Genomic DNA, 25,519 nt, shown 5'->3' on the forward strand with positions numbered 1-25,519 from the left:
GAAGGAGTTCAGGGGGTGGCGGGGGCCTGGGCTGGGGTCTTCTTGCGGCTGACCCAGTAGCTGAAGACCCCGGCGGGGATGAACATGAGCACGCCGTACACCGCGGCGGGCACAGCCATCTGGGTGTTGTTGAGCAGGGAAGGGCTCAGGGCGATGGCGATCGCGAGGGTGCTGTTGTGGATGCCGATCTCCAGCGAGATCGCGATGGACTGGCGGCGTTCGATGCGGACCAGGCGGGGGATGGCGTAACCGACCGACAGGCTGATGACGCAGAACAGCAGGGCGAGCACGCCGATGTCCTGGAGGTAGCCGCCGATGTTCTCGCGCTCCTGGAACACCGCGACCGCGATGGTGGCGACCATGAAGATGATGGCGGCGAGCTTGAGGGGTTTGAGCGTGCGGTCGGCGAACGCGGTGAACCGGCGCCTGACGAGCATGCCGATCGCCACCGGGACCAGCACGATGGCGAAGACCTGCAGCATCTTGCCGAACTGCAGGCCGAGCTCCTCGCCGCCCTCCATGAAGCCCGACAGCGCGAGGTTGACCACGATCGGCATGGTGACCACGGCGAGGATCGCGTTGATCGCCGTCAGGGAGATGTTCAGGGCGACGTCGCCGCCGGCCAGGTGACTGAACAGGTTCGCCGTCGTCCCGCCAGGTGACGCCGCGAGCAGCATCATGCCGACCGCGAGGGCGGGGGCGAGGTCGAACAGCAGGATCAGGCCGAGGCAGATCACGGGCAGCAGCAGGACCTGGCACACCAGGGCGACCAGCGTCGCTTTCGGCACCGTGGCGACTCGTTTGAAATCCTGCACGGTCAGCGACATGCCGAGGCCGAGCATGATCACGCCGAGCGCGATCGGCAGGAACACCGTGGTCACAACGGAAGACGAAGTCACTGGACACTCCCTGAACCGGACATTCCGGTGATTGTGCCTCCCGGCACCGCGATAGACCAGTGACTGTGCGACATCGTCATCATCGAATCTTTGTCCTGGCCGACAACCCCATCGGCCGGTTGACTGTTCACCTGATTCGCGCCAGTTTGGAAACACGGTGCCGGCCAATGGCCGCGACGTGGGCCGCCCACAACCCGTACGACCTGGCCGCCCGGCTGCGCGGGATCCCGGTCTATTTGTCGACAGGCAACGGCCGGCCTGGACCGCTTGATCCGCCAGGGCCCCAGCCGGACGGCTTGGAGCAACTGCTCGGTGAGCAGTCGGTGGCCCTGGCGGATCAGTGGCGTGCCAAGCACGTGAAGGTCGTCGCGGACTTCTACGGCCCAGGCAGGCACGCGTGGCCGTACTGGGAACGAGCCCTGCATCGATCCTTGCCGATGCTCATGGCCGCTGTTCGTTAGTTCGGCTGTTCGTCAGTTCGACGGCGTTGGCTCAGGCTGCATGCCAGACGGCGGACCGGACGGCAGACATGTCGGCATGGGGCCGCTCTCGATCTTCGCGAACGACATGGAACTCACAGTGCCATCCTGGCTCGTGAAGACAGCGAGGGCGATGCTCGAGCCTGGCGTGAGGGCCGACCGTGCGATCGTGACCCCGCCACCGGGCTGCATGCTGACCTGGATCTCAGGCTTCGGTTCGTATTTGTCCGACGGCCGGGGCACATCGGACGCTCCGGCAGCAGGCGGACTATCACCTACCGCACCGCCACCGGCCGATCCACTGCCACCGGCCGATCCGCCACCGCCACCAGCACCGCCGCCATTACCTCCGCCGCCACCGGCACCGCCACCACTGCCGCCGGCTGCGCCGCCGCTGTCGGCCCCAGGGGTCGGGCAATCGGGCCGTGCAGGAACCGCTCTGATCGGTACTCCGAGCCGTTCGAGTTCCTTGTTCGCGGGATCGATCGCGGCGATGTCCTTGATGGAGACGGTGATGGAGCCGTCGGCGTTCTGACTGACCGCGAAGGCCGCGGGCGTGCCACCGTCGACGAACGTCAGACCGACTGTCACCGCGCCTGCCAATGCCACCGCGCCTGCCGCTATCCAGAGCGGCCTCGTGTTCCGCGTTCTCGGACGCTCCGCTGTTGCCAGCGCCGGCCCATGGTTCTGCATGAGGTCGCTCAGCAGCTGATCCTCGAATTTACCCATTGTCCTCACCTACGACCTTCCGCAACTTTCCACGCGCCCGGAACAGCCTGATCCGTAACGCCCCCAATGAGATCCCCAGAGCGGCTGCCGCCTCTTTGCGGTCCAGCCCGGCGATGTCGACCAGTTCGATGACCTCACGGTCGCTCTGCGCGAGCGCCGCCATGCCGTCGAACAAGGCCCGGCCGGCCCGTTCCGCGTCTATCCGGACCACCAGTTCGGCGGCTTCGTCCATGTCGAGTTCACGGCGGCCTGCCAGCCGCTCGACAACGTTTCTTCCCCGGCTTGTGCGCTCGCAGTACTGCGCGAACACCCGCCGCGCTATCGCGAACAGCCACCCCCGAGGGCTGCCACGAGCCGGGTCGAACGTGGCGAAGGACGTGATCGCCTGGACGAACGTGTCAGCGGTCAGATCCGCGACGGTCTGCGGATCCGCGGTCCGGCGCGCGAAATATGCCGTGACCTGCTGAACGTGGGCGCGGTAGATCTGCTCGAACTCCGCTGCCAGCCCTGTCGCCGGAACACTCACATCCGGAGGCTGGTCTTGTCTGGCCATAATCTCGCTCACGGTAACCAGTTGCCGCGTCGCGAGAGTGCCGTTACGCGGACTTCGGCTGGAAAAGCTCGATCAGGTTGCCCGCGGGGTCCCGCAGCAGGGCCTGCTTGCCGCCCCGACCAGTGATGACGTCACCACGGAAGACCGCACCCGCCGCGCGAAGACCGGCCACGGTCGCATCGAGGTCGGCGACCTCGAGCTGGAACCGATTCCAGCCGCCCGGCTCGGGACGCGACCCGTCAGCCAGCACCTGCCCGGCGCCACCACCACCCTCCGGCGAGTTCAGCAGCAGCCGCAATCCTTCGCGCCGGAGCATCGCGAAGCCTGGTCCTGGCCTTGCCTGAGTCTCGAACGCCAGGTGTGTCGTGTAGAAGTCCACTGCTTCGTCAACGTCGTCGACGATGTAGCGGACGCTGACTTCAGTCACCTTCATCACCTTCATTTCCGCTGGTAGAAGAAGTTGTGAAACACTAGTGTCCCACAAATTCGCCGGGAGGCAACGATGGATCCGCGAGCGGAGAACTCCCGGCGGGCCATCCGCCGTGCCGCCTTGGCCGAACTGGCCGAGGCCGGGTACGGCGGCTTCGCCCTGGACTCGGTCGCTGCCAGAGCTGGTGTGGGCCGCAGCACCGTGTACCGCCACTGGAACGGCAAGCTGCCGTTGATCGCCGACGCACTCGAGACGCTCAATGAGCAGCCGGGCGTGCAGGACATCGGTGGGACCGCGCGGGAACGCGTCGAGATCTTGCTGCGTCACCTTGCTGAGGTACTTGTCAGTTCCCCGTTCTCACGTTGTGTTCCCGCGCTTGTCCACGCCGCCGAGCAGGACGCCATGGTGCGTTCTTTCCACCATGAGTACAGCGCTCGACGCCGTCAGGCTTTGGTTCGCGTGATCGCTTCGGGTGTGCAGGCAGGGGAGTTTCCGGCCACAGTGGACCCCGAAATCGCCTCGCTCGCGTTGTCCGGCGTGGTGTTCTACCGCCGCCTGATGACGGGTGACCCCGTCGATCCTTCGGAAGTTCCGGCGCTGATGGATGCCGTGCTCGGCCCTCCGGCTGCTACGCGCCTAAAGCCGTCATGACTCTGGCGCGGTGTACTGATCCGTTGCCCCACGCCGAATGCAGTGCACGAACCTTGGTCAGCCACAGACTGAGGTCATTCTCGACGGTGTACCCGATCGCGCCATGAACCTGCAGCGCGGCGCGGGCAGCCCGGTACGCGGCATCGCCCGCCGCGACCTTGGCCGCCGACACGTCCACCTCGCCTAACGCAGCCCCGTAGATAAGGGGACGCGCAAGCTCCAGCCCGACATGAACATCGGCGAGCTGATGCTTCACGGCCTGATAGGAGCCGATCGGACGCCCGAACTGAGTGCGCTGTTTGACGTACTCGACAGACCGGGTCAGCAACGCCCGCCCAGCCCCAAGAAGTTGTGCCGCACACGCCAGCGCACCTCGTTCGAATCCGCCCTGGAGCGGCCCGATCTCCTGGACAGCAGTCACCTCGAACAGCCTCCGGCACGGATCAACGGAGCCGACAGTGGTGGCAGTCTCCGCAGCGAAGACGACCTCGTCCCGCACCACGAACACCCGGTCAGCTACATCGGCATCCACCGCATAGGGCACATGCGGCGGAATGGCGGCCGTGCCGAGCAGCGCGCCGTCAAGCAACTCAGGCAGCACGGCGATGGTTTCGATGGCAGGTCCTGGTAAGGCGTGGTACCCGATCGCCTCCATGGCCACGACCACATCGATCGGCTCGGCATCCACGCCAAGCGTCATCACACCCAGTTCGGCCAGCTTCCGCCAGACAGCCAGCCCCGGCGCGTGGTCACCCGCCGCCCAAGCCCGGGCGACATCGGACTTGGCCAGTAACGAGTCCAGAGTTTCGGCGAACTGGATCTGTTCCGATGAAAGCGCGAACTGCATGGTGATGACCTCATGGTCCGGTGGAGACGCGTGCGGATGGCTGTTCGGCGGACTTGCTCAGGAGCGACCGCGCGGTACAGGTTCTGGCAGCTGTGGGGTGGATGGGTGGGCCGGTCCGATCTCGGGTGGATCAGGCCGTGTACGGCCGGTCAGGTGGTGACTGGCCAGTGTGGGCTCTCGTTGTCCTACGTGGTTTCGACCTTCGGCGTGGGCTGTGTCAGGGAAGGGGTGCTATTTGGGCAGGCCCAGGATGCGTTCGGCGATGACGTTGCGCTGGATTTCGTTGGTACCGGCGTAGATCGGGCCGGCGAGGGAGAAGAGGTAGCCGTCCATCCAGGGGCCGGTCGCCTCGGCCTGGGCGCCGAGGAGAGTGAGGGCGGTTTCGTGGGTGGCTATGTCGAGTTCGGACCAGAAGAGCTTGTTCACACTGGATTCGGTGCCGAGAGAGCCGCCGGAGGCGAGGCGGGTGACGGTGCCGAAGGTGTAGAGGCGGTAGGCCTGGGCGCCGATCCAGGCGTCGGCGACGCGGTCGCGTAACGCTGGGTCGGGAAGGGCACGCCAGAGCGAGAGCAGGCGCTCAGCGGTGGCGACGAACCGGCCTGGGCTGCGTAACGACAGGCCGCGTTCGTTGCTGGCTGTGCTCATCGCGACTTTCCAGCCGTTGTCGACTTCGCCGATCACGTCCTCGTCGGGGACGAACACGTCGTCGAGGAAGATCTCCGCGAAGCCGGGTTCGCCGTCGAGCTGGTTGATCGGCCGGACGGTCACGCCCTCGGCTCGTAACGGGAACATGAAGTACGTCAAGCCTCGGTGCCGTTCGCCGGAGGTCCGGAACAGCCCGAACCCGCGGTCGGCGAACGTCGCCCGGGAACTCCACGTCTTCTGCCCGCGCAGCAACCATCCACCTTCGGTGCGCACAGCCGAAGCCCGGATCGCGGCGAGGTCGCTGCCGGCCTCGGGCTCGGACCATGCCTGCGCCCAGATCTCCGAAGCGCTGGCCATGGCCGGCAGCAGACGCGCACACTGCTCCCGCGTGCCGTGCGTGAACAAAGTCGGCGCCAGTAAGAAGATCCCGTTCTGGCTCACGCGGGCAGGCGCGCCCGCCGCGTAGTACTCCTCCTCGAAGATCACCCACTGCAGTAACGAGGCGTCTCTGCCGCCGAACTCCGCAGGCCACGACACAACCGACAGCTGGGCGTCGAAAAGCTTCTTCTCCCAGGCGCGGTGGGCTTCGAAGCCTTCGTCGGTGTCCATTGAGGGCAATGCCGCAGGCACGTTGCCGGCAAGCCAGGAACGGACTTCCGCCTGGAAGGCGAGAGTGGGTGGATCGAGGTCGAGGTTCATTGTTTTTCTTTCATGGAGCGGGCATTCAGGCCCGCGAGGGAGTCGGTGGAGACCTCTGCGTTGTGGGCGTGGGCGAAGTGGTGTAACCCGAACACCGAGTCCATGCCCGCTCGCATTCCCATCAGGTCCTCAGCTTGGTTGACGGCCCGTTTGGTGAGTGCGAGACCGAACTGGGGCATCTCGGCGATGCGCTCGGCGAGCTTCAGGGTCTCCGCGGTCAATGATTCCCGGGGGACCACCCTGTTGACCATCCCCCAATCGTGGGCTTGTGCCGCGCTGAACCGGTCGCCGGTGAAGAGCACCTCCTTGGCCGCGCGTGGGCCGAGCACCCAGGGGTGCGCGAAGTACTCCACGCCAGGGATTCCCATCCGGACAACGGGATCGGAGAAGAATGCGTCTTCGGACGCGACGATCAGATCGCACACCCAGGCCAGCATCAGCCCGCCGGCGATGCACGCACCCTGCACCATCGCGATGGTGGGCTTGGGAATCTCCCGCCAGCGGCGGCACATTCCCAGATATACCTCCATTTCCCGGGCGTAGCGCTGGTCGCCGCCCGGCCTGCCGACATGGTCCCACCACATCACGGCCTTGCGTTCGAACGACACGTCGACATCGCGCTCGGGCGTACCTATGTCGTGCCCGGCGGAGAAGTGCTTTCCTTCTCCGGCAAGGACGATCACTTTGACTTCGGCGTCGTCGACGGCTGCGGTGAAGGCCGCGTCCAGGGCGTAGGTCATCGCGGAGTTCTGCGCGTTGCGGTACTCCGGCCGGTTCATGGTGACGATCGCGACCGGGCCTTGGCGTTCGTAGCGGACGACGCTCACGACTCTCCTCTCAGGACTCGCTTCAGGACCTTGCCTGACGGGTTGCGCGGAAGCTCCGGGAGGAACTCCACGAACCTGGGCACTTTGAAGTTTGCCACGCGGGTCCGACAAAAACCGATGACGTCCTGTTCGGACAGCTCAGCGCCACTTTGCCGGACTATGTAGGCTTTTCCGACCTCGCCGAGCCGGGTGTCCGGGACGCCCACGACCGCCGAGTCGGCCACGCCCGGCAGCCGGGCGAGCGCCTGCTCCACTTCTGCCGGGTACACACTGAACCCGCCGGAGATGTACATGTCCTTCAAGCGATCCGTGATCGTCAGGTTGCCGTCTTCGTCCAGGTTGCCGATATCCCCGGTGTGCAGCCAGCCTCCGGAGTCGATGGCGGCCTGCGTGGCAGCCGGGTCGTCCAGGTAACCGATCATCACATTCGGGCCGCGTACAAGGATTTCACCCGAAGGTGCGATCTGGACCTCACAGCCCGCAGCCGCGTGCCCCGAAGTGTTGGCCACGGTCGTAGCGCTGTCAGACGGAGAACAAAGCGTCACGACAGGGCATTCCGTCAAGCCGTAACCCGTAAGCACTGTGTCGCAAAGCTGTTGCTGCATACGCTCGACTAACGCGACGGGCACAACGGCGGCACCTGTCACCGCGAGCCGGAGCCGTGGCAAGTCCGACACGCTGGCAGCGTGATCCATGATGGATTGGTAGATGGTCGGCGCGCCGGGCAGGACAGTGATTTTTTCCTGCTGTACCAAGCGGATTGTCTCCGCGGCGTTGAAGACGGCCTGGGGGACGAGCGCCGCGCCGCTGACGAGGCCGGCCAAAATCCCGGCCTTGTAGCCGAAGCTGTGGAAGAATGGGTTCACCACGAGATAGCGGTCAGCAGATCCCAGTGAAGTCCTCGATACCCAGGCGCGTGCGACAGCCAACGACTGCCGGTGCGCGCTCATAGCGCCCTTACTGCGACCCGTGGTCCCAGACGTGTAAAGGATGTCGGCGACGTCGTCAGGCTCGGCGGGCGAGGAGAACTCGGCCTCCGGCCAGTCGAGCGGCATCCGGAACATCCGTACCCGGGAGGCCAGCGTCACGTCGGCCTCGAGTAGCTCGGCCTCCCGGTCGATCCCCAGGAAGTCGCCTTCGATGAACAGTCCTCGCGCCCCGCTCCGGTTGATCACGTCAAGCGTCTCGGCGACGGTGAACCGTGTGTTGATCGGCACCAGAGCCGCGCCCGCGTACAGCACTCCGAGCGCGGAGGTGACCCAGTAATGCGTGTTCGGTGCGAAGATCGCGACCCGGTCACCGCGCGTGATCCCGCTCGTGTGCAAGCCATAGGCGACTGCCATGGCTCGCTCGTGCAACTCGCGGAATGTCAGCCGGACCTGGCCGTCGACCACTGCTTCGGCGTCACCGAAGCGTTCGGCCGCTTCGAGGAGCGCGGCGGGGATGGTTTCTCGGCGCACACTCACCTCCTCAAGCAAGTGCTTGGTAGGCTAGCGTACGTGAACGGCGATCTCCGTCAACAGCTGCGCGCCTGGCTCGAGCAGAACCTCCAGGGCGAGTTCGCGAATCTGCGCGGCGTCGGCGGTCCAGGCCGCGAGCACGAGCAGTACGAGCTGCGCCGCCAATGGGACCGCAAGCTCGCCGAAGCCGGTTGGACCTGCCTCGGCTGGCCGGTCGAGCACGGCGGCCGTGGGGCGAGCATGGCGGAGCAAGTCGCGCTCCACGAGGAGTACGCCGCCGCGAACGCGCCTTTCCGTGTCAACCACATCGGCGAGGAGCTGCTCGGCCCGACGCTGATCGCGTTCGGCACGCCGGAGCAGCAGGCCCGGTTCCTGCCGAAGATCCTTGCTGTCGAAGAGCTCTGGTGCCAGGGCTACTCCGAGCCGGGTGCCGGGTCGGACCTGGCCTCGGTGGCCACCACAGCCACAATGGACGGTGACGAGTGGGTGATCACCGGACAGAAGGTGTGGACGTCGCTGGCGCACGAGGCCGACTGGTGCTTCGTGCTCGCCCGTACCGGGCCCGGCTCGCGAAGACAACAAGGCCTTTCCTATCTGCTGGTCCCGATGGACCAGCCGGGCATCGAGGTGCGCCCGATCCGCCAGCTCACCGGCACGTCCGAGTTCAACGAGGTCTTCTTCGACCGGGCGAGGACGTCCCGGGACCTGGTCGTCGGCGAGGTCGGCGACGGCTGGCGCGTCGCCATGGGCACGCTGGCGTTCGAGCGCGGCGTGGCGACGCTGGGACAACAGGTCGGTTTCCGGCGTGAGCTGGACGCGTTGATCGACAAGGCGAGACAGAACGGCTCGATCGACGACCCGGTCATCAAGGAGCGGCTGACCCGGTCCTGGATCGGTTTGGAAGTCATGCGGGCACACGCGGTACGGACGTTGTCCCGCAAGGATCCCGGCTACGAGGCATCGGTGTCCAAGCTCGTCTGGGCGCGGTGGCACCGTGAACTCGGCGAGCTGGCAATGGAGGTGTGCGGTGCCGAGTCGATGATCGCGGCCGACGGCGAACTGGACGAGTGGCAACGGCTGTTCCTCTTCAGCCGCGCGGACACCATCTACGGCGGCTCGGACGAGATCCAGCGCACCATCATCGCCGAGCGCGTGCTCGGCCTGCCGAAGGAGCCGCGCCCGTGACCGGACACAGCACTGCCGGGCATGACCTTCTGGACGGCAAGGTCGTCGTGGTCACGGCGGCGGCAGGCACCGGGATCGGTTCAGCCACCGCCCGCCGCTGCCTTGAGGAAGGCGCGCGTGTCGTGATCAGCGATCACCACGAGCGTCGTCTGGCGGAGACGCTCGAGGCCCTGAAAGCCGACCATGACGGCCAGGTGGCCGCCGTGCCCTGCGATGTCACGAACGAAGACCAGGTCCAGGCTTTGCTGGCGAGCGCGGCGGAGGCGTTCGGCCGGATCGACGTGATGATCAACAACGCTGGCCTGGGCGGTACGAGATCGGTCGTGGACATGACCGACGACGAGTGGTCGAGAGTTCTCGACGTGACCCTCAACGGCACATTCCGCTGCACCCGCGCGGCGTTGAAGCGCATGGTGGCCCAAGGCGGCGGAGGCGTGGTCGTCAACAACGCCTCGGTCGTCGGCTGGCGCGCGCAACGCGGCCAGGCGCACTACGCGGCTGCCAAGGCAGGCGTCATGGCGTTCACCAGATGTGCTGCCATGGACGTGGCAGAGCACGGTATCCGTGTGAACGCCGTCGCCCCGAGCCTGGCTGCGCACCCGTTCCTGGCCAAGGTCACCAGCGAGGAGCTGCTGACCGAGCTGGCCGCCCAGGAGGCTTTCGGGCGTGCCGCGCAGCCGTGGGAGGTGGCGAATGTGATGGTGTTCCTAGCCAGCGACTATGCCTCGTACATGACTGGCGAGGTGGTGTCGGTGAGCAGTCAGCACCCGTGAAGAGGAGTCTGCCTTGAAGAGGGAGTCAGGCGCGTCCGAGCGCAGGGCCGAGTTGCTGCGGATGGCCGCGGAGATGTTCGCCGAGCGCGGGTTCCGCGCGACCACCGTGCGCGACATCGCGGACGCGGCCGGGATCCTGTCCGGCAGCCTCTACCACCATTTCGACTCCAAGGAGTCCATGGTGGACGAGATCCTGACCGGCTTCCTCGACGAGCTGTTCGGCCGGTACCGGCAGATCGTCGAGTCCGGTATGCCGCCGAAGGCCACGCTTGAGGCGATCGTGACCGCGTCGCTGGAGAGCATCGACGCCCACCACGCCGAAGTGGCCATCTATCAGAACGATGCCAAGTACCTCGCGACGTTCGAGCGGTTCGGTTACATCGCCGAGCGGGGCGTGGAGTTCCGCAAGATCTGGGTCGGCGTGCTCGACGAGGGCGTGCGAGCCGGTGCGTTCCGGCCGGACCTGGACGTCGAGCTGGTCTACCGGTTCATCCGGGACACCGTCTGGGTGGCGGTGCACTGGTACCGGCCGGGCGGCGCGCTGTCCGCGCAGGACGTGGCGGAGCAGTACCTCGGCATCCTGCTGGACGGCATCTCCACCCGCCGCCGGCCGGTGCGCCGGCCCTGAAGGGAGAAACAACAGTGTCCGAGGCGTACATCATCCAGGCCGTACGCACTCCGGTCGGCAGGCGCGGCGGCGCGTTGTCCGGCGTGCACCCCGCTGACCTGGGGGCGCACGTGATCAAAGCGCTGTTCACCGATACCGGCGTGGACCCGGGCGAGGTGGACGACGTCATCTTCGGGTGTGTGGACACGATCGGGCCGCAGGCCGGTGACATCGCGCGAACCGCCTGGCTGGCAGCGGGATTCCCGGAGGACGTGCCGGGCGTGACCGTCGACCGGCAGTGTGGTTCCAGCCAGCAGGCCGTGCACTTCGCCGCGCAGGCGGTCATGAGCGGCACGGCGGATCTGGTGGTCGCGGGCGGTGTGCAGAACATGAGCCAGATCCCGATCTCGTCGGCGATGGTCGTCGGCCAGCAGTTCGGATTCCCCACGCCGATGCATGGGTCGGTCGGCTGGGACCACCGTTACGGCTCCGAGGAGATCTCGCAGTTCCGGTCGGCCGACATGATCGCCGCGCGGTGGGAGCTGTCCCGCGTGGAGATGGAAGAGTTCGCCCTCGCCAGTCACCAGAAGGCGGCGGCGGCCCAGGATTCGGGCCGGTTCAGCCGGGAGATCGTGCCGCTCGGTGAGGTGCAGCACGACGAAGGCCCGCGCCGGGACACCGACCTGGCGAAGATGGCCAAGCTTGCTCCGTTACGACCGGACGGTCTGGTGACAGCCGCGTTGTCGAGTCAGATTTCTGACGGTGCGAGCGCCGTGCTTGTCGCGTCGGAACGGATGGTGACGCGGCACAAGCTCATGCCTCGTGCGCGCGTGCACCACCTGTCCGCACGCGGGTCGGACCCTGTGTACATGCTGACGGCGCCGATCCGCGCGACGCGGCATGCGTTGGAACGCACCGGCATGAGCGTCTCCGACATCGACCTGTTCGAGGCCAACGAGGCGTTCGCGAGCGTGGTCCTGGCCTGGGCCAAGGAACTCAAGGTCGACCTCGATCGGGTGAACGTCAACGGCGGCGCCATCGCGCTCGGACATCCCATCGGAGCGACCGGAACCCGTTTGATGACAACACTGTTGCACGAGCTGGAACGCACCGGCGGCCGGTTCGGCCTGCAGACCATGTGTGAGGGCGGTGGCCAGGCGAACGTCACGATCCTCGAGCGTCTCGGCTGATCACAGGGCCGATCCAACTGGGCCGACCCCTGGGGGCGGCAAACTGGCCACCCTCGGTAGTACCTACTTTTGGCCGCCGCCGATGCCTCCGGTTGTGCCATAGGGTCAGCCGGTTGGGCTGGGTGGAGCGAGATGAGGTGCTAAGTATGGGGTCAAGGCACAGATCCGCCTTGATAGTGCGATCAGCAATCGCTGTGGGGGCAGCCGGGCTGGCGATCTTCGGGATCACCGTGCCGTCGGCGACGGCTGCCGACAACGTGCTGCGAGCAGACCAGGCAGTGGCCCGGGCATGCCACGCCTCGGTGCTGTCGCGCCGGGCGAGCGGAGCCGACCAGCGGGAGCTCACCTCCACGGTGGACGGTTTGATCCAGGCGCGGCTCGCGCCCCGCGACGGGGCCGAGGGCGACTGGGATGTCGCGGTGTTCGACAAGGCGACGGGCAAGATCGTCGCGGCGTCGTCCGCGTTGCGCAGCCGTGAGCTGGCCGAGAGCTTCGTCAAGAAGGGGCAGCAACTGGTGGTGCAGGCCTGCCGGTACGCCGGTCCGGCTCGCACAGTCACCCTGGGAGTCGACTTCCTCGCGTTGACGCCGCAGGGCACTCCGACGACAACAGGCACCCCGGTGCAGCGCGCGGAGGTCGTGCGCGTGCAGACGCCGGAACGCAAGGACAAGAACCGGCTGCTCGGCCTCGGTCTGGACGTCACCGAGAAGGGTGACGCGACCGGTGTCGAGGTCGTCCTGGCCGACGACGCCGATCGTAAGACGTTGCGGGACAGCGGTTTCCAGTTCAGCACCGTCAACCCGGACCTCTCCAGGACGGCCCGGGAGGACGCTGCCAAGGACCGGGTGTACGCCGCCAAGGTCCAGGCGTCCGCCCTGCCGTCCGGCCGGACGAGCTACCGCCACCTGTATGAGTACGAGTACGAGCTCAAAGAGCTGGCGCGCCGTAATTCCAAGCTGGTCAAGGCTTTCACGCTGAGCAACCCGACCGTCGAGGGCCGGGACGTGGTCGGCGTGGAGATCGCGACCGACGTCGACAACATCGCCGACGGCAAGCCGGTCAACGTCACCATGGGTGTGCACCACGCCCGCGAGTGGCCGGCCAGTGAGCACGCCATCGAATGGGCGTACGAGCTGGTCAACGGCTACCAGAAGGACCCGGCGATCAAGTCGCTGGTCGGCAGGACCCGCAACATCGTCGTGCCGATCGTCAACGCGGACGGTTTCTCCATCTCGCGTGAGGCCGAGCCCAAGGGTGACTTCTCGCGCTTCGACTACGAGATGAAGCGCAAGAACTGTCGTGCCGACGACTCGCCGCCGAACCTGCGCAGCGGTGTCTGCAAGGCCAACCCGGGTGGCCGTGACCGCGGTACCGACCCCAACCGGAACTACGCCGGTTTCTGGGGTGGCGCCGGTGCCGGTGTGACCTGGAGCAGTGAGACCTTCCGCGGTTCGGCGCCGTTCTCCGAGCCGGAGACCCGCAACATCCGCGAGATCGTGTCCAAGCGTCAGGTCACCAACCTGATCACCTTGCACACCTACGGCAACCTGGTTCTCCGCCCGCCGGGCGTCGCCGACGTGCGTGCCCCGCTGGAAGAGCCGGTGGTCAAGGCGCTGGGTGACAAGATGGCGTCGCGCAACGGCTACGACAGCATCCCGTCGTGGGGTCTGTACGACACCACTGGCACCACCGAGGACTGGTCGTACTGGGCGACCGGCGGTTTCGGCTTCACGTTCGAGATCAACACCGCCGGCTTCCACCCGGCGTACGAGAACGCGGTGGTGGCCGAGTACACCGGTGTCGCCCCGGCCGCGGGTGCCGGCAAGGGCGGTAACCGGGCGGCGTTCCTGGACATGCTGAGCAACGCGGCCGACCCGGCCGCGCACTCGACGCTGATCGGTTCGGCGCCGCGTGGATACCAGCTCAAGCTGCACAAGACGTTCCAGACGCCGACCTCGCCGGTGGTGCAGCCGGACGGCACGACCAAGCCGCCGATCTACGTCACCGACAAGCTCGACTCGACGTACTCGTCGACCGGTGGCCGGTTCGCGTGGTCGATCAACCCGTCGACGCGTCCGTACGTCGCCGGTCGCTACGGCCGTGAGCCGCAGGGGCCGCCGCAGGCGACGCAGACGCTCGCCAACCCGCCTGGAGTGCCCGCGGAGAACACCAACTTCCCGGGCAACCCCGTGTCGGAGCGGATTCCGTTCACCGTCAAGGGACTGCCCGAGGTGGACAACGGCCGGTTCGACGTGTCGGTGCAGTGGACTTCCCCCAACACCGACTGGGACCTGTACATCGTCAACTCGGCCGGTGAGGTCGTCACCCAGTCGGCATCCGGTGGCACGAACTCCGAGCGGGCGACGCTGCTGGACCCGCCCGCCGGTGAGTACGCCGCGATCATGGTGAACTACGACCAGGTTGACCCGGCCAACCCGGACGACTGGGCGAACGGCAAGGTCGAGTTCTCCTCGCCGATCCCGCCGACGTACGGCCCCAAGGAGGCCTACACCCTCACCTGCACCGACCGCATCGGCCGGCTCGTCGGCATCGCCGACGTCTACGCCGACCGCGGCCAGACCGTGGATGTGGGCGAGGTCTGCACCAACTCGGCGCGTGCCAACAAGCAACGCCGCCGCTGATGAACAAACCGAAGGCCGCCACCTCGCGTCGAGGTGGCGGCCTTCGCCATTAGGCTGTGTATCGAAGTCGGCGGGGTGAACCCGTGCGAACGGTCCGTTCGCACGAGTTCACCTTGCCTGGGTGGAACTGTTGTCGGGGTCGCGATCGTTCCGTAGTTGAAGTCGTGCACGGGGCGGGAGGCAGAGGCTCAGGCGGATCTCGATACAAGCCCTAGCTGCAAGTGATCCGGGCGTCGGCCCAGTCGGTGTGGTCGCTGTTGTTGCCGTCTCCGGCGTCCGTGCTGATCAGGCGGACCAGCGTGGCACCGGTGATGTCGGCCCGCAAAGGCTTGGCGGGCATGAGGTTCGTCAGCACGCCGCTGTCGGCGACCTTGCGGCCGTCGGCCCAGACCTCGAAGGTTGCCGTGCCGTTGTTGCCTTTCTCGTCGTCGAGGCCGACGTCGGCGGTCACCGAGGTGCACTGGCCGGCGACGTAGTACTCCACGACTCCGGGTGCGTGTGTGCCCAGGCCTTTGGCGTAGGTGACGCCGTTGATGGTGATCACCCGGCCGTCGCCGGCCCGGGACTCACCGTTGCTGCGGTCCTTCTCGACTGGCCCGTAGCCGTTCGTGACCCGCAACCAGTTGATGTCACTGACAAAGCCGCTGCCCGAAGGTGGCGCACCTGGGATCACGACTTCCAGGCTGTACGGCAGGGTCACGTCCGGGCGGTACGTTGCCTGGCCGCTCAAGACGTACTTGCCTGGCCCGAGTGTGGCCGGCACGCCGACTGTCCACTTTGTACTCAGAGATTGATCTGTCCGGAGTACCTCCGCGGATGTCGGTGAGTCCGCTTGCACGGTCCAGCCTGCGGGGGCGGTCAGTGCTGAGGAGGCGAACAACGCCGGAGCACGTCCGGTGTTGGTGATGCTGGTGGTCACCGTGGCCGTACGGCCGGGCTTCACGATCGGCAAGGCCCCTGGGTAGACGGTTTCGATGGAGGCTCCCGCGCTGACCGCCGGCGGGTACTGCGCCCAGTTGCGATCCATGCTCACGCGGAACATCGCGCTGCCGTGGGGTGGGAGTGTCGCCGAGATCGAGCCTGCGGTGTGCCGATCCGTGTGTGTCCACAGGTCACGCAGGCGGTACGCGGGCGCACGCTGCAGCCCGATCTCCGCTGCCGAGGTCGAGATCTGACCGGTGGTTTCGCCTTCGTTGAACAGCAGCACCGCTCGGTCGCCGTTCTGCAGCGGTTTGACCAGCACGTGTACTCCGCCGACTGACCGGATCACGCGGCCCTGCACGCCCAACGGGTCCTGGTCGACCGCGATGATCTCGCGGTTGCCCAGGATGTCGAATGTCGCCGGGCTGACTTTGCGCAGGTCGGCGCCGATCAGCAGCGGGGCCGCCATGATCGACCAGAGGCCGAAGTGGGAGCGGTACTCGGTGTCGGTCATCCCGCCGTTGCCGACTTCCAGCATGTCCGGGTCGTTCCAGTGGCCTGGCCCGGCGTGGTCCGCGAGCGCCCAGTTGGTCTTCGCGATGCTGAGCATGCTGGTGTAGCTGTCGCTGATGTCGCCGGTCGTGCGCCACAGGTGCCCCACGTCGGCGGCCCATTCCCAGGGCCGGTTCTGGCCCCATTCGCACAGTGAGAACACGATCGGGCGACCGGTTCGGCGCAGCGCGTCACGCATGGTCGTGTAGCGCAGTTTGGCGTCCACGCCCTGGTTGTTGCAGTTGTCGTATTTCAGGTAGTCGACGCCGAAGGACGCGAACAGGTTGGCGTCCTGCTGCTCGAAGCCCAGGCCGCCGGGGAAGCCCGCGGTGTTGCACGTCTTGGTGCCCGCGCTCGTGTAGATCCCGAACTTCAGGCCTTTGGCGTGCACGTAGTCGGCGACCGCCTTGATCCCGTTGGGGAAGCGGACGGGGTCTGCGACCAGGTCCCCGGCGGTGTTGCGCTGGGGCAGCGCCCAGCAGTCGTCGAGGTTGACGTACTGGTAGCCGGCGTCCTTCAGGCCCCGGTCGACGAAGATGTCGGCGATGCCCTTGACCATCGCCTCGTTGAAGTCGGCCCGGCAGTGGGTGGAGTTCCAGTTGTTGAAGCCCATGGGCGGGGTCAGTGCCAGGCCGTCACCTGGAGTGACAGCGGCATAGGTGGTCTGAGCTGGGACAGCCATCACGCCGGCTGCGAGTAGCAGCCCGGCGGTGACTCTTCGTGCGCGAGTAAACATCGGACCTCACCGTTGAATGTCCAACATCTTCGAACAAAAGTCAGCAGAGAACACCATAATGTAATCGATTACAGCAGGGCAACGGTCAAGCCGGACTTTGCGACATCGGATGTATGGCGACACGCCTGGAGAGAGTGGCCACATCTGTTGGTCCCGCGTTCACCTACTCGTTATGATTCTCGGCTGGCCTGGCCGTTGAACATGGGAGATGAATGACCGTCCTGGACGAAAGTCAGCTACTGCTCGGCTCTGGGCCGGTTGGGACTCTCTCAACCTTCTTCTCGGGCGGAGCCACGACGCCTGAGCGCACTCTTGTGGACATCCTGGCGGCAACCGCGCGTCAGCACCCCAACGCCGCTGCCCTCGACGACGGCACGAGCGTGCTGACGTACCGCCAGCTCATGTCCGAAGTAGAGGCGCGCAGGGACATCCTCGCGGCCGAAGGCATCGGCATCGGCGACCGCGTGGGCATCCGCGTCGAGTCCGGCACGGCCGAGCTCTACCTGGCGATTCTGGCCGTGCTCGCGGTCGGTGCCGCCTACGTTCCCGTCGACGCCGACGACCCCGACGAGCGCGCTGAACTGGTGTGGGCCGAAGCCAAGGTGTGCGCGGTCATCGGTTCCCAGGGAGAGTTGCGTCCCGTCGGTCCTCCCATGCGATGCGGCACCGGTCCAGGCCCCGATGACGACGCATGGATCATCTTCACGTCCGGCTCGACCGGCACGCCCAAGGGTGTCGCGGTGAGCCATCGCAGCGCCGCCGCGTTCGTCGACGCCGAAGCCCGACTGTTCCTCCAGGAAGAGCCGATCGCCCCAGGTGACCGTGTCCTTGCCGGTCTGTCTGTCGCGTTCGATGCCTCCTGCGAGGAGATGTGGCTCGCCTGGCGCTACGGCGCCTGCCTGGTCCCGGCGCCTCGCGCGCTCGTGCGTACCGGCATGGACCTGGGCCCGTGGCTGCTCGAGCGTGAGATCACCGTGGTCTCGACCGTGCCGACGCTGGCCGCGCTCTGGCCGGTCGAGGCGCTGGACGAGGTCCGGCTGCTGATTTTCGGTGGCGAAGCGTGCCCGCCTGAGCTGGCCGAACGGCTCGCCGTCGAAGGCCGTGAGGTGTGGAACACCTACGGCCCGACCGAGGCGACCGTCGTCGCGTGCGCCGCCCAGCTGACGGGCGAAGGCGCGGTCCGGATCGGCCTGCCGCTCGACGGCTGGGACCTTGCCGTGGTCGACCAGCAGGGCCAGCCGGTGGAGATGGGCGAGATCGGCGAGCTCGTGATCGGTGGCGTCGGCCTGGCCCGCTACCTGGACCACGCCAAGGACGCCGAGAAGTTCGCGCCGCTGGAGTCGCTCGGCTGGGACCGCGCGTACCGCAGCGGTGACCTGGTGAAAGCCGAACCCGAGGGCCTGTTGTTCGTCGGCCGGGCCGATGAGCAGGTCAAACTGGGCGGCCGCCGGATCGAACTGGGCGAGGTCGACGCCGCGCTGCAGGCGCTTCCCGGCGTGGCCGGTGCTGCTGCGGCCGTGCGTAAGACCAAGGCCGGCAACCAGGTGCTTGTCGGTTACGTGGTAGCCGAGCAGTTCGTCGAGGCCGACGCCCTGCAGCGGCTCCGGACCGCATTGCCCGCGGCTTTGGTGCCGTTGCTCGCGGTCGTCGACACGCTGCCGACCCGGACCTCCGGCAAGGTCGACCGCAACGCTCTGCCCTGGCCGTTGAAGACTGGTGGCACAGGGCTTTCCGGCACGGCGGGCTGGCTCGCCGAGCAGTGGACCGAGGTCCTCGGCATCGGCGTGGACAACGAGAACGAGGACTTCTTCGCCCGTGGCGGCAGCAGCCTCGGTGCCGCGCAGCTGGTTTCGCTTGTCCGGCGCCAGTATCCGGGGCTATCGGTCAGTGACGTCTACCAGAACTCCAAGCTGGGGCAGATGGCCCGGCTGCTGGACGAGCTGGGCGTCGCGCAGGTCACGAGCCGCACTGTCGAACCGATGCCTCGTGGGGCTGCCGTCGCACAGGTCGCGTTGATGGTCCCGCTGCTCACGCTTGTCGGTGCGCGCTGGATCGTCGCGCTCGCCGCGATCAACAACGTCCTCGCTCTGCTCGGTACATTCACTTGGGCGCCAACGGTTTCCTGGCTGTGGGTGGCGCTCGGCTGGCTCGTGTTCGCCAGCCCGGTCGGCCGCCTCGGCATCGCCGCGGGGTCAGCCCGCTTGCTGCTGCGTGGTTTGAAACCCGGGACGTACAAGCGTGGCAGTGGGGTCCACCTCAGACTGTGGGCAGCCGAGCGGATCGCCGCCATGTCCGGTGTCGCGAACCTGTCCGGCGCCCCCTGGATCACGTACTACGCCCGCGCACTCGGCGCGAAGATCGGCCGGGGCGCGGATCTGCACTCGTTGCCTCCGGTCACGGGCATGCTCAAGCTCGGCAAGGGCAGCGCGGTCGAGCCCGAGGTCGACCTCAGCGGCTACTGGATGGACGGCGACCGCCTGCACATCGGCAAGATCCGGATCGGCGCGGGCGCCACAGTCGGTGCGCGCAGCACGCTGTTCCCGGGCGCGCGGATCGGCAAGCGCGCGGAGATCGCGCCTGGATCGGCCGTGGAAGGCGCGGTTCGTCCCGGCCAGCGGTGGGCCGGAGCTCCCGCGGTGCGCTCGGGCAAGGCCAACAGGTCGTGGCCGTCGGCGCGTGCTCCACGCAAGCTGCGCTGGGTGATCGCGTACGGGATCACGTCGCTGCTGATGGGTATGTTCCCGATTCTCGGTGCGGTGCCTGGCCTTCTGGTGATCTCGGAGTTCCTCGACGGCGGCCTGACCGGTGCACTGCTGGCAGTCCCGCTGGCGACCGTGACCGCGATGGCGAGCTTCGCCGCGCTAGTCCTGGTGTCCGTGCGACTGCTCGGAATCGGGCTGCGCGCCGGGCACCACCCGGTGCACAGCCGGATCGGCTGGCAGGCGTGGGCCACCGAGCGGCTGATGGACCTGTCCCGGATCCTGCTGTTCCCGATGTACGCCAGCCTGTTCACGCCGGTGTGGCTGCGGATGCTGGGTGCCAAGGTCGGCCGGCGCGTCGAGGCGTCCACGGTTCTGGCGATCCCGAAGATGACCACGATCCGCGACGGCGCGTTCCTGGCCGACGACACGATGGTCGCCACGTACGAGCTCGCCGGTGGCTGGGTGCGTATCGGCGAGGCCCGGGTGGGTAAGCGTGCCTTCCTCGGCAACTCCGGAATGACCGCGCCAGGCCGGGCGGTTCCGAACGGCGGTCTCGTCGGCGTGCTGTCCGCGACGCCCAAGCGCGCGAAGGCCGGATCGTCCTGGCTTGGCATGCCGCCGATGAAACTCCGGCGGACGGCCACCGAAAGCGACACCAGCCGGACGTTCGAACCGCCGAAACGACTGGTGCTGGCCCGTGCGCTGGTGGAGCTGTGCCGGGTCATCCCGGTGATGGCCGGAGTCGCGCTGGCTGTGCTCGTCCTGGCCGCGTTCGAAGGGCTCGTCGGCCGGTTCGGCTGGGGTGTCGCGGCGTTGCTGTCCGGCGGGGTCCTGCTCGGCGCCGGGCTGGTCGCGTGCGCTGTCACGACTGCGGCGAAGTGGTTGCTGGTCGGGCGCTTCAAGGCCGTTGAACATCCTTTGTGGAGCTCTTTCGTGTGGCGCAACGAGCTCGCGGACACGTTCGTCGAGGTGCTCGCCGGGCCGTGGCTGGTCAGCTCGGCTGTCGGGACGCCCCTGCTCAACGGCTGGCTGCGCACGATGGGTGCGCGGATCGGACGCGGCGTCTACCTGGACACCTACTGGCTGCCTGAGGCCGACCTGGTGTCGCTGGGCGACGGCGTGAGCGTGAACCGCGGCTGCGTACTGCAGACGCACCTGTTCCACGACCGGATCATGAGCATGTCCGAGGTCTACATGGACGACGGCTCGACCCTCGGCCCGCACGGCATCATCCTGCCGGGCGCGAAGGTCGGTGCCCGCGCCACGATCGGACCCGCTTCCCTGGTGATGCGCGGCGAAGGTGTCCCAGCTGATACCAGGTGGCTTGGCAATCCCATCTCGGTTTGGCTTACTGTCAAGTAGTGATCGACCCGTACCTGCCTGAGCACGGCGACCCGAGCTACCACGTCGAGCATTACGACCTCGAGCTGGACTACCGGGTCGTCGCGGGCAGACTCTCCGGCCGGGCGAAGATCACCGCGGTGGCGAATACCGCACTGACCAGGTTCACGCTGGATCTCGGCGTGTTCAAGGTCAGCCGGGTGCTGGTCAACGGCAAGCCGGCGCGGTTCACCCACCGGGCGCACAAGCTGATCGTGCAGGCCAGGATCCCCGCGGGCCGGCAGTTCACTGTGGAGGTCCGGTATGTCGGAAATCCCGAGCCGATCCGCACCAGGCACTGGGGCGAGCTCGGCTGGGACCACCTCGAGGACGGCGTGCTCGTGGCCAGCCAGCCCGTCGGGGCGCCGTCCTGGTTCCCGTGCAACGACCACCCTCGCGACAAGGCGACGTACCGGATCTCGGTGACCACGGCCTCGCCCTACCAGGTGGTCGCCAACGGTGACCTGGTCGACGGCCGGGTGTCGGCGAGCACGACCACCTGGGTCTACCTGCAGCTGGAACCCATGGCGAGCTATCTGGCGACTGTCCAGATCGGACGGTATGAGTTCCTTGAACGGGCTGACGACAACGTCCCGCTGCGGGCAGCCCTGCCGGCGCGGCTGACCGAGGGCTACGCGCACGACTTCGGCCGTCAGACCGACATGATGATCGCGTTCGAGCGGATGTTCGGGCCGTATCCGTTCAGCGCGTACACCGTCGTCGTGACCGACGACGATCTGGACATTCCCGTTGAGGCCCAAGGTTTGTCGATCTTCGGCGCCAACCACGTGGACGGCCGCCGGGGCGCCGAGCATCTCGTGGCGCACGAGCTGGCCCATCAGTGGTTCGGCAACAGCGTGACCATCGCAGGCTGGCGGCACATCTGGCTGAACGAAGGCCTCGCCACGTACGCGGAATGGTTGTGGTCGCAGGCCTCCGGGGGCAGATCGGCCGACGAGCTGGCCCGCACCGCCCGGCTGAAGCTGGCCAAGCTGCCGCAGGATCTGGTCCTGGCCGACCCCGGGGTGCAGCGCATATTCGACGACCGCGTCTATCAGCGCGGCGCGCTTGCCATGCACGCCTTGCGTTTGCGGCTCGGTGACGCGGAGTTCTTCACGCTGTTGCGGGAATGGACGTCCAAGAACAAGTACGGCACCGTGACCACGGACGACTTCAAAACCCTCGCCCAGCAGCACTCGTCACGGCCGTTGGACGACCTATTCGCCGCGTGGCTGCACCAGGCTCGCCTGCCCGAGCTTCCGTAGGATCTCGCTGGCCTCGGCGACCGCGCCCGTGATCACGTCATGGCAGGTCGGCAGGTCGTCGAGCATCCCGACGACCTGGCCGGCCGCGAGCACACCGGCGTCCGTGCGGCCTTCGACCAGGCCTGCGCGCAGCAGCATGGGCGTGTTCGCAGCCATGATCACCTGGGACAGGGTCCGCTCGCGGCGCATCGACCAGCCTTCACGCGCCATCGCGGTCCAGGACAACCCGCTGAGCTTCTTGAACTTCGACGCGTTGGCGATCGCGTACAGGACACTTCGCAACCGGCCGGACTTCTCCAGTTTGTTCACGAGTTCAGTCCGCAGGACCCGGTGCGGCACGCCGTCGACGCGCCTGGTCACGACCGTGCCGTCGAGACCATGGTTGAGATAGAACTGTTTGACGGTCTCGGGAACTGTACTTTCCTTGGTGAGCAGGAATCTTGTTCCCATCGCGATCCCCGCGGCGCCGTAGGACAGCGCTGCCGCCAGCCCGCGGCCGTCGAAGAAACCGCCGGCCGCGATCACCGGGATGTCGATCGCGTCGACGATCGACGGGATGAGCAGCGTGGTCGGGACCGATCCGGTGTGCCCACCGGCCTCGCCGCCCTGGGCGATCACCGCGTCGGCGCCCCAGGACGCGACCTTCTCGGCGTGCCGGACCGCGCCGACCGAGGGAATCACCAGGGTTCCGGCGTCCTTGAGCTTCTTGATCAGATCCGGTTTGGGTGCCAGGGCGAAGGACGCGACCCGGATCTTCTCGCGGATGAGCAGATCGATCCGCTGTTGCGCGTCGACCGCGTCGGACCTCAGGTTGACGCCGAACGGCTTGTCAGTACGGCTCTTGGTCTCCGCGATCGCCTGTTCCAGTTCGCCGAACGACATCGTGGCCGCGGCCAGGATGCCCAGCCCGCCCGCCTGCGCACTCGCCGCCACCAGCCGGGGCCCGGCGACCCAGCCCATGCCGGTCTGAACCACCGGATGCTCGACACCGACGAGTTGCGTGAGGGCGGTTTTCACACGCGTACCTCCCGATCGCGTTTGCTGTCCGGGTCCAGGACGGTTCTGATGAGCTCCAGCTCGGTGCCGGTCGGTTCGCGGGTGATCGTGACCTCGTTGTCCGGCAAGGCGAACCCGGTCTGATCGTGGACTTCCTCCCGATCCACACCGGGATGGATCGAGACCAGGCGCATGCTTCGGTCCGGTGTGGCGAAATCGAACACCGCGAGGTTCGTGACCACCCGGCGGATCTCGTGGTACGGGCCGGTGGCCTTGTCGTAGCCGACGCCGGACACCACGTCCACCGCCTCGACCAGGACTCGTTTGCTGTGCCGGGGAACCCAGTAGCTGGTGGTGTGGTTGATCGTGTTGCCCGGCGCGCCCCGGAAACCCAGCAGTTGCCTGGTCGGCTGCTGGTGGTCGCCGATCGCGGAGATGTTCTGGTTGCCGTACTTGTCGATCTGGTTCGCGCCCATGATCACGTGCCGGCGACCGGCGGCGACCACGTCGAAGACCTTCCGGTAGGGCATCCAGCCCTCGGTGACGCCGTCCGGTGTCAGCAGGTACGCCTCACCGTCGGACAACAACAGGTCCGGCTCGCTGGTCAGTCTGGCCAGCCGTGCGCCGAGGCTGGGCACCAAGCCCATGGGACTGGCCAGGATCTCGCCGTCACCGGCGAAAAGATCCGCGCAGGCCGCGACACAGACCTCGGCTCGGGTCACCGCCATGCCGCCACCGCCTCCTGGTAGCCACGCTCGCCGCCGGTCAGGAATCTGTCCGCAAAGGACTCCCAGTCGGCTTCGGCGTAGAGTCGCTGGAACTTCTCGTCGCGCGGGTAGTCCGGGACGCAGCTGGTGAAATGCGCGCCGTTCGGCGTCTGCACGACGCCGTCGACCATCATCCTGTTGAGCAGCAAGGCTTGTACCGGGCCTTCGAATTCGGTCGTCTCCACGATCCGCTCGCAGGAGACGTACCGGCGCTTCGCCGCGAGACAGAACAGATCGTCGAAGTACGGATCCGGCCCCAGATACTGCGCGTTGCCGTGCCGGTCGGCGCGATTCATGTGCACCAAGGCTGCATCGAGGTGCAATGCCGGCATTGCTACGAGCTCTTCGTCGTCATAGGGGGAGCGGACCGTGCGCAGCTGCGGGTTCAGCCGCATCACGTCCGATCCGAGCCCGGCCCGGATCGGCATGAACGGCAGCCGGTGCCCGGCGGCGAGCAGTCCACATTGGAACATGCCCTCGTCGAGCTCGGTGATCTCCAAGCTGCCCGCCTGCCTGATCCTCTGGAAGTACGGGTCGTAGGCGACGGTGTCCAGCGACACGAACCCGAACACGAGCTTGCGGATCTTGCCCGCGGCGGCCAGCAGGCCGACATCCGGGCCGCCGTAGGAGACGATGGTCAGATCTTTCAGCGGCGAGTCGAGGATCGCACGGACCAATGCCATCGGTTTGCGCCGAGAGCCCCAGCCGCCGATCCCGATCGTCATCCCGTCGGACAGTTCCGCCACGACATCGGCGGGCGTCATCGTCTTGTCACGCATGCTTGGTCCCGTTGATGAAGGCGTCGCGTGCCTCGTCCGAGGCGCCGGTGAGGTTGAGCTCGAACGTGAAACCCTGCTCGTAGCGGTAACTGCGGTGCACCGGCTGCGGGTCGATGCCGTTGATCGCTTCCTTGGCGCGCCGGATCACCCGGGTGTCCTTGGCCGCGATCTCGTTGGCCAGCTTGAGCGCGGTCTCGTCCAGATCTTCGCGGGAGACCACCTCGTAGACCGAACCGTGGTGGTGCAACTGCTCGGCGGTGACGTTTCTCGCTGTGTAGTAAAGGGTTCGCATCAGATGCTGCGGGACGAGGCGCGCCAGGTGAGTCGCGGCACCCAGCGCGCCTCTGTCCACTTCAGGTAGTCCAAAGTAGGCATCGTCGGTAGCAACGACGATGTCGCTGTTGCCGACGAGGCCGACGCCACCGCCAAGGCAGAAGCCTTGCACCGCGGCGATCACCGGCACGGCGCAGTCGTACACGGCCGAGAAGGCCGCCGCGCAGCCGCGATTGGCGCCGATGAGTGCTTCGTGGCCCGTGGTGCGTTGCATTTCCTTGATGTCCACGCCCGCGCAGAAGCCTTTGCCCTCAGCGCGAAGGATCACGACGTGGGTCGCTGGATCGTCGCCCGCGGCAAGGATTGCCGCGGCGAGGTCGAACCAGCCCTGCACCGGCGGCGCGTTCACCGGCGGGAAGTCGATGGTGACCTGAGTGACGCCGGGGCCCGCCCGGCCGCTGGTGATCCCCATGGACCCTTCTTCCTAACCTAGCGATTGCTTGGTAACTTATCAGGGCGCGGTACACATGAG

General features: G+C 67.0%; 22 protein-coding genes. 9 read left to right on the top strand and 13 right to left on the bottom strand.

Going from position 1 to position 25,519, the window contains the following annotated elements; all coding sequences use genetic code 11:
* Nucleotides 1-8: 8 nt before the first annotated feature.
* A complete protein-coding gene (locus JOF56_RS22870; RefSeq protein WP_307855216.1) occupies nt 9-899 on the bottom strand; it encodes a bile acid:sodium symporter family protein in 891 nt (296 codons plus the stop codon).
* A gap of 167 nt (nt 900-1,066) precedes the next feature.
* Here JOF56_RS22870 and JOF56_RS22875 point away from each other — a divergent pair, with 167 nt between their 5' ends.
* Entirely contained in the window at nt 1,067-1,360 is a 294-nt protein-coding gene (locus JOF56_RS22875) for an alpha/beta hydrolase (protein ID WP_209641409.1), read from the top strand.
* 12 nt (nt 1,361-1,372) lie between these two features.
* Here JOF56_RS22875 and JOF56_RS22880 read toward each other — a convergent pair whose 3' ends face one another.
* The 3 genes from JOF56_RS22880 to JOF56_RS22890 all read right to left on the bottom strand — a co-directional run bounded on the left by JOF56_RS22880 (nt 1,373) and on the right by JOF56_RS22890 (nt 3,087).
* Entirely contained in the window at nt 1,373-2,107 is a 735-nt protein-coding gene (locus JOF56_RS22880) for a hypothetical protein (protein ID WP_209641411.1), read from the bottom strand.
* On the bottom strand, nt 2,100-2,633 hold the full coding sequence (locus tag JOF56_RS22885; protein ID WP_209641413.1) for an RNA polymerase sigma factor: 534 nt from the start codon (nt 2,631-2,633) through the stop codon (nt 2,100-2,102). The genes JOF56_RS22880 and JOF56_RS22885 overlap by 8 nt, the downstream gene beginning before the upstream one ends.
* A 70-nt stretch (nt 2,634-2,703) precedes the next feature.
* Entirely contained in the window at nt 2,704-3,087 is a 384-nt protein-coding gene (locus JOF56_RS22890; RefSeq protein WP_307855217.1) for a VOC family protein, read from the bottom strand.
* A gap of 75 nt (nt 3,088-3,162) precedes the next feature.
* Between JOF56_RS22890 and JOF56_RS22895 the strand changes: the two genes are divergently transcribed.
* A complete protein-coding gene (locus tag JOF56_RS22895) occupies nt 3,163-3,741 on the top strand; it encodes a TetR/AcrR family transcriptional regulator (RefSeq protein ID WP_209641417.1) in 579 nt (192 codons plus the stop codon).
* On the opposite strand, the gene JOF56_RS22900 is transcribed toward JOF56_RS22895, so the two are convergent.
* From JOF56_RS22900 to JOF56_RS22915, 4 genes are all read right to left on the bottom strand, one after another.
* Nucleotides 3,719-4,588, bottom strand: coding sequence for an acyl-CoA dehydrogenase family protein (locus JOF56_RS22900; RefSeq protein WP_209641419.1), 870 nt, complete (start codon nt 4,586-4,588; stop codon nt 3,719-3,721). The genes JOF56_RS22895 and JOF56_RS22900 overlap by 23 nt on opposite strands.
* 231 nt (nt 4,589-4,819) lie before the next feature.
* Complete coding sequence (locus JOF56_RS22905) at nt 4,820-5,932, bottom strand: acyl-CoA dehydrogenase family protein (RefSeq protein ID WP_209641421.1); 1,113 nt, start codon at nt 5,930-5,932, stop codon at nt 4,820-4,822.
* A complete protein-coding gene (locus JOF56_RS22910; RefSeq protein ID WP_209641424.1) occupies nt 5,929-6,759 on the bottom strand; it encodes an enoyl-CoA hydratase in 831 nt (276 codons plus the stop codon). Before JOF56_RS22910 ends, JOF56_RS22905 begins: the two co-directional genes overlap by 4 nt.
* Nucleotides 6,756-8,219 carry a FadD3 family acyl-CoA ligase gene (locus JOF56_RS22915; protein WP_307855218.1) on the bottom strand — a complete coding sequence of 488 codons (1,464 nt, stop codon included), beginning with the start codon at nt 8,217-8,219 and terminating at the stop codon, nt 6,756-6,758. Before JOF56_RS22915 ends, JOF56_RS22910 begins: the two co-directional genes overlap by 4 nt.
* Before the next feature lie 39 nt (nt 8,220-8,258).
* Between JOF56_RS22915 and JOF56_RS22920 the strand changes: the two genes are divergently transcribed.
* From JOF56_RS22920 to JOF56_RS22940, 5 genes are all read left to right on the top strand, one after another.
* Nucleotides 8,259-9,404: an acyl-CoA dehydrogenase family protein gene (locus JOF56_RS22920; RefSeq protein ID WP_209641428.1), complete on the top strand. Its 1,146-nt coding sequence runs from the start codon at nt 8,259-8,261 to the stop codon at nt 9,402-9,404.
* Nucleotides 9,401-10,177: an SDR family oxidoreductase gene (locus JOF56_RS22925; RefSeq protein WP_209641430.1), complete on the top strand. Its 777-nt coding sequence runs from the start codon at nt 9,401-9,403 to the stop codon at nt 10,175-10,177. The genes JOF56_RS22920 and JOF56_RS22925 overlap by 4 nt, the downstream gene beginning before the upstream one ends.
* A gap of 61 nt (nt 10,178-10,238) precedes the next feature.
* Entirely contained in the window at nt 10,239-10,805 is a 567-nt protein-coding gene (locus JOF56_RS22930) for a TetR/AcrR family transcriptional regulator (RefSeq protein WP_281065746.1), read from the top strand.
* 14 nt (nt 10,806-10,819) lie between these two features.
* The gene (locus JOF56_RS22935; RefSeq protein ID WP_209641434.1) at nt 10,820-11,974 is read left to right on the top strand and encodes an acetyl-CoA C-acetyltransferase; all 1,155 of its coding nucleotides are present in this window, start codon (nt 10,820-10,822) and stop codon (nt 11,972-11,974) included.
* 146 nt (nt 11,975-12,120) lie between these two features.
* Nucleotides 12,121-14,616, top strand: a complete 2,496-nt coding sequence (locus tag JOF56_RS22940) for a M14 family zinc carboxypeptidase (protein WP_209641437.1) — start codon at nt 12,121-12,123, stop codon at nt 14,614-14,616.
* 211 nt (nt 14,617-14,827) lie between these two features.
* On the opposite strand, the gene JOF56_RS22945 is transcribed toward JOF56_RS22940, so the two are convergent.
* The gene (locus JOF56_RS22945; protein ID WP_245378360.1) at nt 14,828-16,825 is read right to left on the bottom strand and encodes an NPCBM/NEW2 domain-containing protein; all 1,998 of its coding nucleotides are present in this window, start codon (nt 16,823-16,825) and stop codon (nt 14,828-14,830) included.
* Between the two features lie 212 nt (nt 16,826-17,037).
* Here JOF56_RS22945 and JOF56_RS22950 point away from each other — a divergent pair, with 212 nt between their 5' ends.
* Nucleotides 17,038-20,889 (top strand): Pls/PosA family non-ribosomal peptide synthetase, encoded by a 3,852-nt coding sequence (locus JOF56_RS22950; protein ID WP_209641439.1) that lies wholly within the window; start codon nt 17,038-17,040, stop codon nt 20,887-20,889.
* Entirely contained in the window at nt 20,889-22,172 is a 1,284-nt protein-coding gene (locus JOF56_RS22955; RefSeq protein ID WP_372448093.1) for a M1 family metallopeptidase, read from the top strand. Before JOF56_RS22950 ends, JOF56_RS22955 begins: the two co-directional genes overlap by 1 nt.
* On the opposite strand, the gene JOF56_RS22960 is transcribed toward JOF56_RS22955, so the two are convergent.
* From JOF56_RS22960 to JOF56_RS22975, 4 genes are read right to left on the bottom strand one after another with little or no spacing between them, the layout of a single operon-like run.
* Entirely contained in the window at nt 22,125-23,189 is a 1,065-nt protein-coding gene (locus JOF56_RS22960) for an NAD(P)H-dependent flavin oxidoreductase (RefSeq protein WP_209641440.1), read from the bottom strand. The two genes, JOF56_RS22955 and JOF56_RS22960, sit on opposite strands and share 48 nt — an antisense overlap.
* A complete protein-coding gene (locus tag JOF56_RS22965; RefSeq protein ID WP_209641442.1) occupies nt 23,186-23,896 on the bottom strand; it encodes a CoA-transferase subunit beta in 711 nt (236 codons plus the stop codon). The genes JOF56_RS22960 and JOF56_RS22965 overlap by 4 nt, the downstream gene beginning before the upstream one ends.
* The gene (locus JOF56_RS22970; protein WP_209641444.1) at nt 23,887-24,714 is read right to left on the bottom strand and encodes a CoA transferase subunit A; all 828 of its coding nucleotides are present in this window, start codon (nt 24,712-24,714) and stop codon (nt 23,887-23,889) included. Before JOF56_RS22970 ends, JOF56_RS22965 begins: the two co-directional genes overlap by 10 nt.
* On the bottom strand, nt 24,707-25,459 hold the full coding sequence (locus JOF56_RS22975) for an enoyl-CoA hydratase family protein (RefSeq protein ID WP_209641445.1): 753 nt from the start codon (nt 25,457-25,459) through the stop codon (nt 24,707-24,709). The genes JOF56_RS22970 and JOF56_RS22975 overlap by 8 nt, the downstream gene beginning before the upstream one ends.
* Between the last annotated feature and the right edge of the window lie 60 nt (nt 25,460-25,519).

The sequence above is a fragment of the Kibdelosporangium banguiense genome (assembly GCF_017876405.1).
Taxonomy (GTDB): domain Bacteria; phylum Actinomycetota; class Actinomycetes; order Mycobacteriales; family Pseudonocardiaceae; genus Kibdelosporangium; species Kibdelosporangium banguiense.

Excerpts from the sequence above, each read along its gene's own strand:
- JOF56_RS22880 (WP_209641411.1), bottom strand. The coding sequence starts at position 2,107 with ATGGGTAAATTCGAGGATCAGCTGCTGAGCGACCTCATGCAGAACCAT.
- JOF56_RS22940 (WP_209641437.1), top strand. The coding sequence starts at position 12,121 with ATGGGGTCAAGGCACAGATCCGCCTTGATAGTGCGATCAGCAATCGCT.
- JOF56_RS22965 (WP_209641442.1), bottom strand. The coding sequence starts at position 23,896 with ATGGCGGTGACCCGAGCCGAGGTCTGTGTCGCGGCCTGCGCGGATCTT.
- JOF56_RS22930 (WP_281065746.1), top strand. The coding sequence starts at position 10,239 with ATGGCCGCGGAGATGTTCGCCGAGCGCGGGTTCCGCGCGACCACCGTG.
- JOF56_RS22900 (WP_209641419.1), bottom strand. The coding sequence starts at position 4,588 with ATGCAGTTCGCGCTTTCATCGGAACAGATCCAGTTCGCCGAAACTCTG.
- JOF56_RS22945 (WP_245378360.1), bottom strand. The coding sequence starts at position 16,825 with ATGTTTACTCGCGCACGAAGAGTCACCGCCGGGCTGCTACTCGCAGCC.
- JOF56_RS22950 (WP_209641439.1), top strand. The coding sequence starts at position 17,038 with ATGACCGTCCTGGACGAAAGTCAGCTACTGCTCGGCTCTGGGCCGGTT.
- JOF56_RS22875 (WP_209641409.1), top strand. The coding sequence starts at position 1,067 with ATGGCCGCGACGTGGGCCGCCCACAACCCGTACGACCTGGCCGCCCGG.
- JOF56_RS22905 (WP_209641421.1), bottom strand. The coding sequence starts at position 5,932 with ATGAACCTCGACCTCGATCCACCCACTCTCGCCTTCCAGGCGGAAGTC.
- JOF56_RS22895 (WP_209641417.1), top strand. The coding sequence starts at position 3,163 with ATGGATCCGCGAGCGGAGAACTCCCGGCGGGCCATCCGCCGTGCCGCC.
- JOF56_RS22975 (WP_209641445.1), bottom strand. The coding sequence starts at position 25,459 with ATGGGGATCACCAGCGGCCGGGCGGGCCCCGGCGTCACTCAGGTCACC.
- JOF56_RS22970 (WP_209641444.1), bottom strand. The coding sequence starts at position 24,714 with ATGCGTGACAAGACGATGACGCCCGCCGATGTCGTGGCGGAACTGTCC.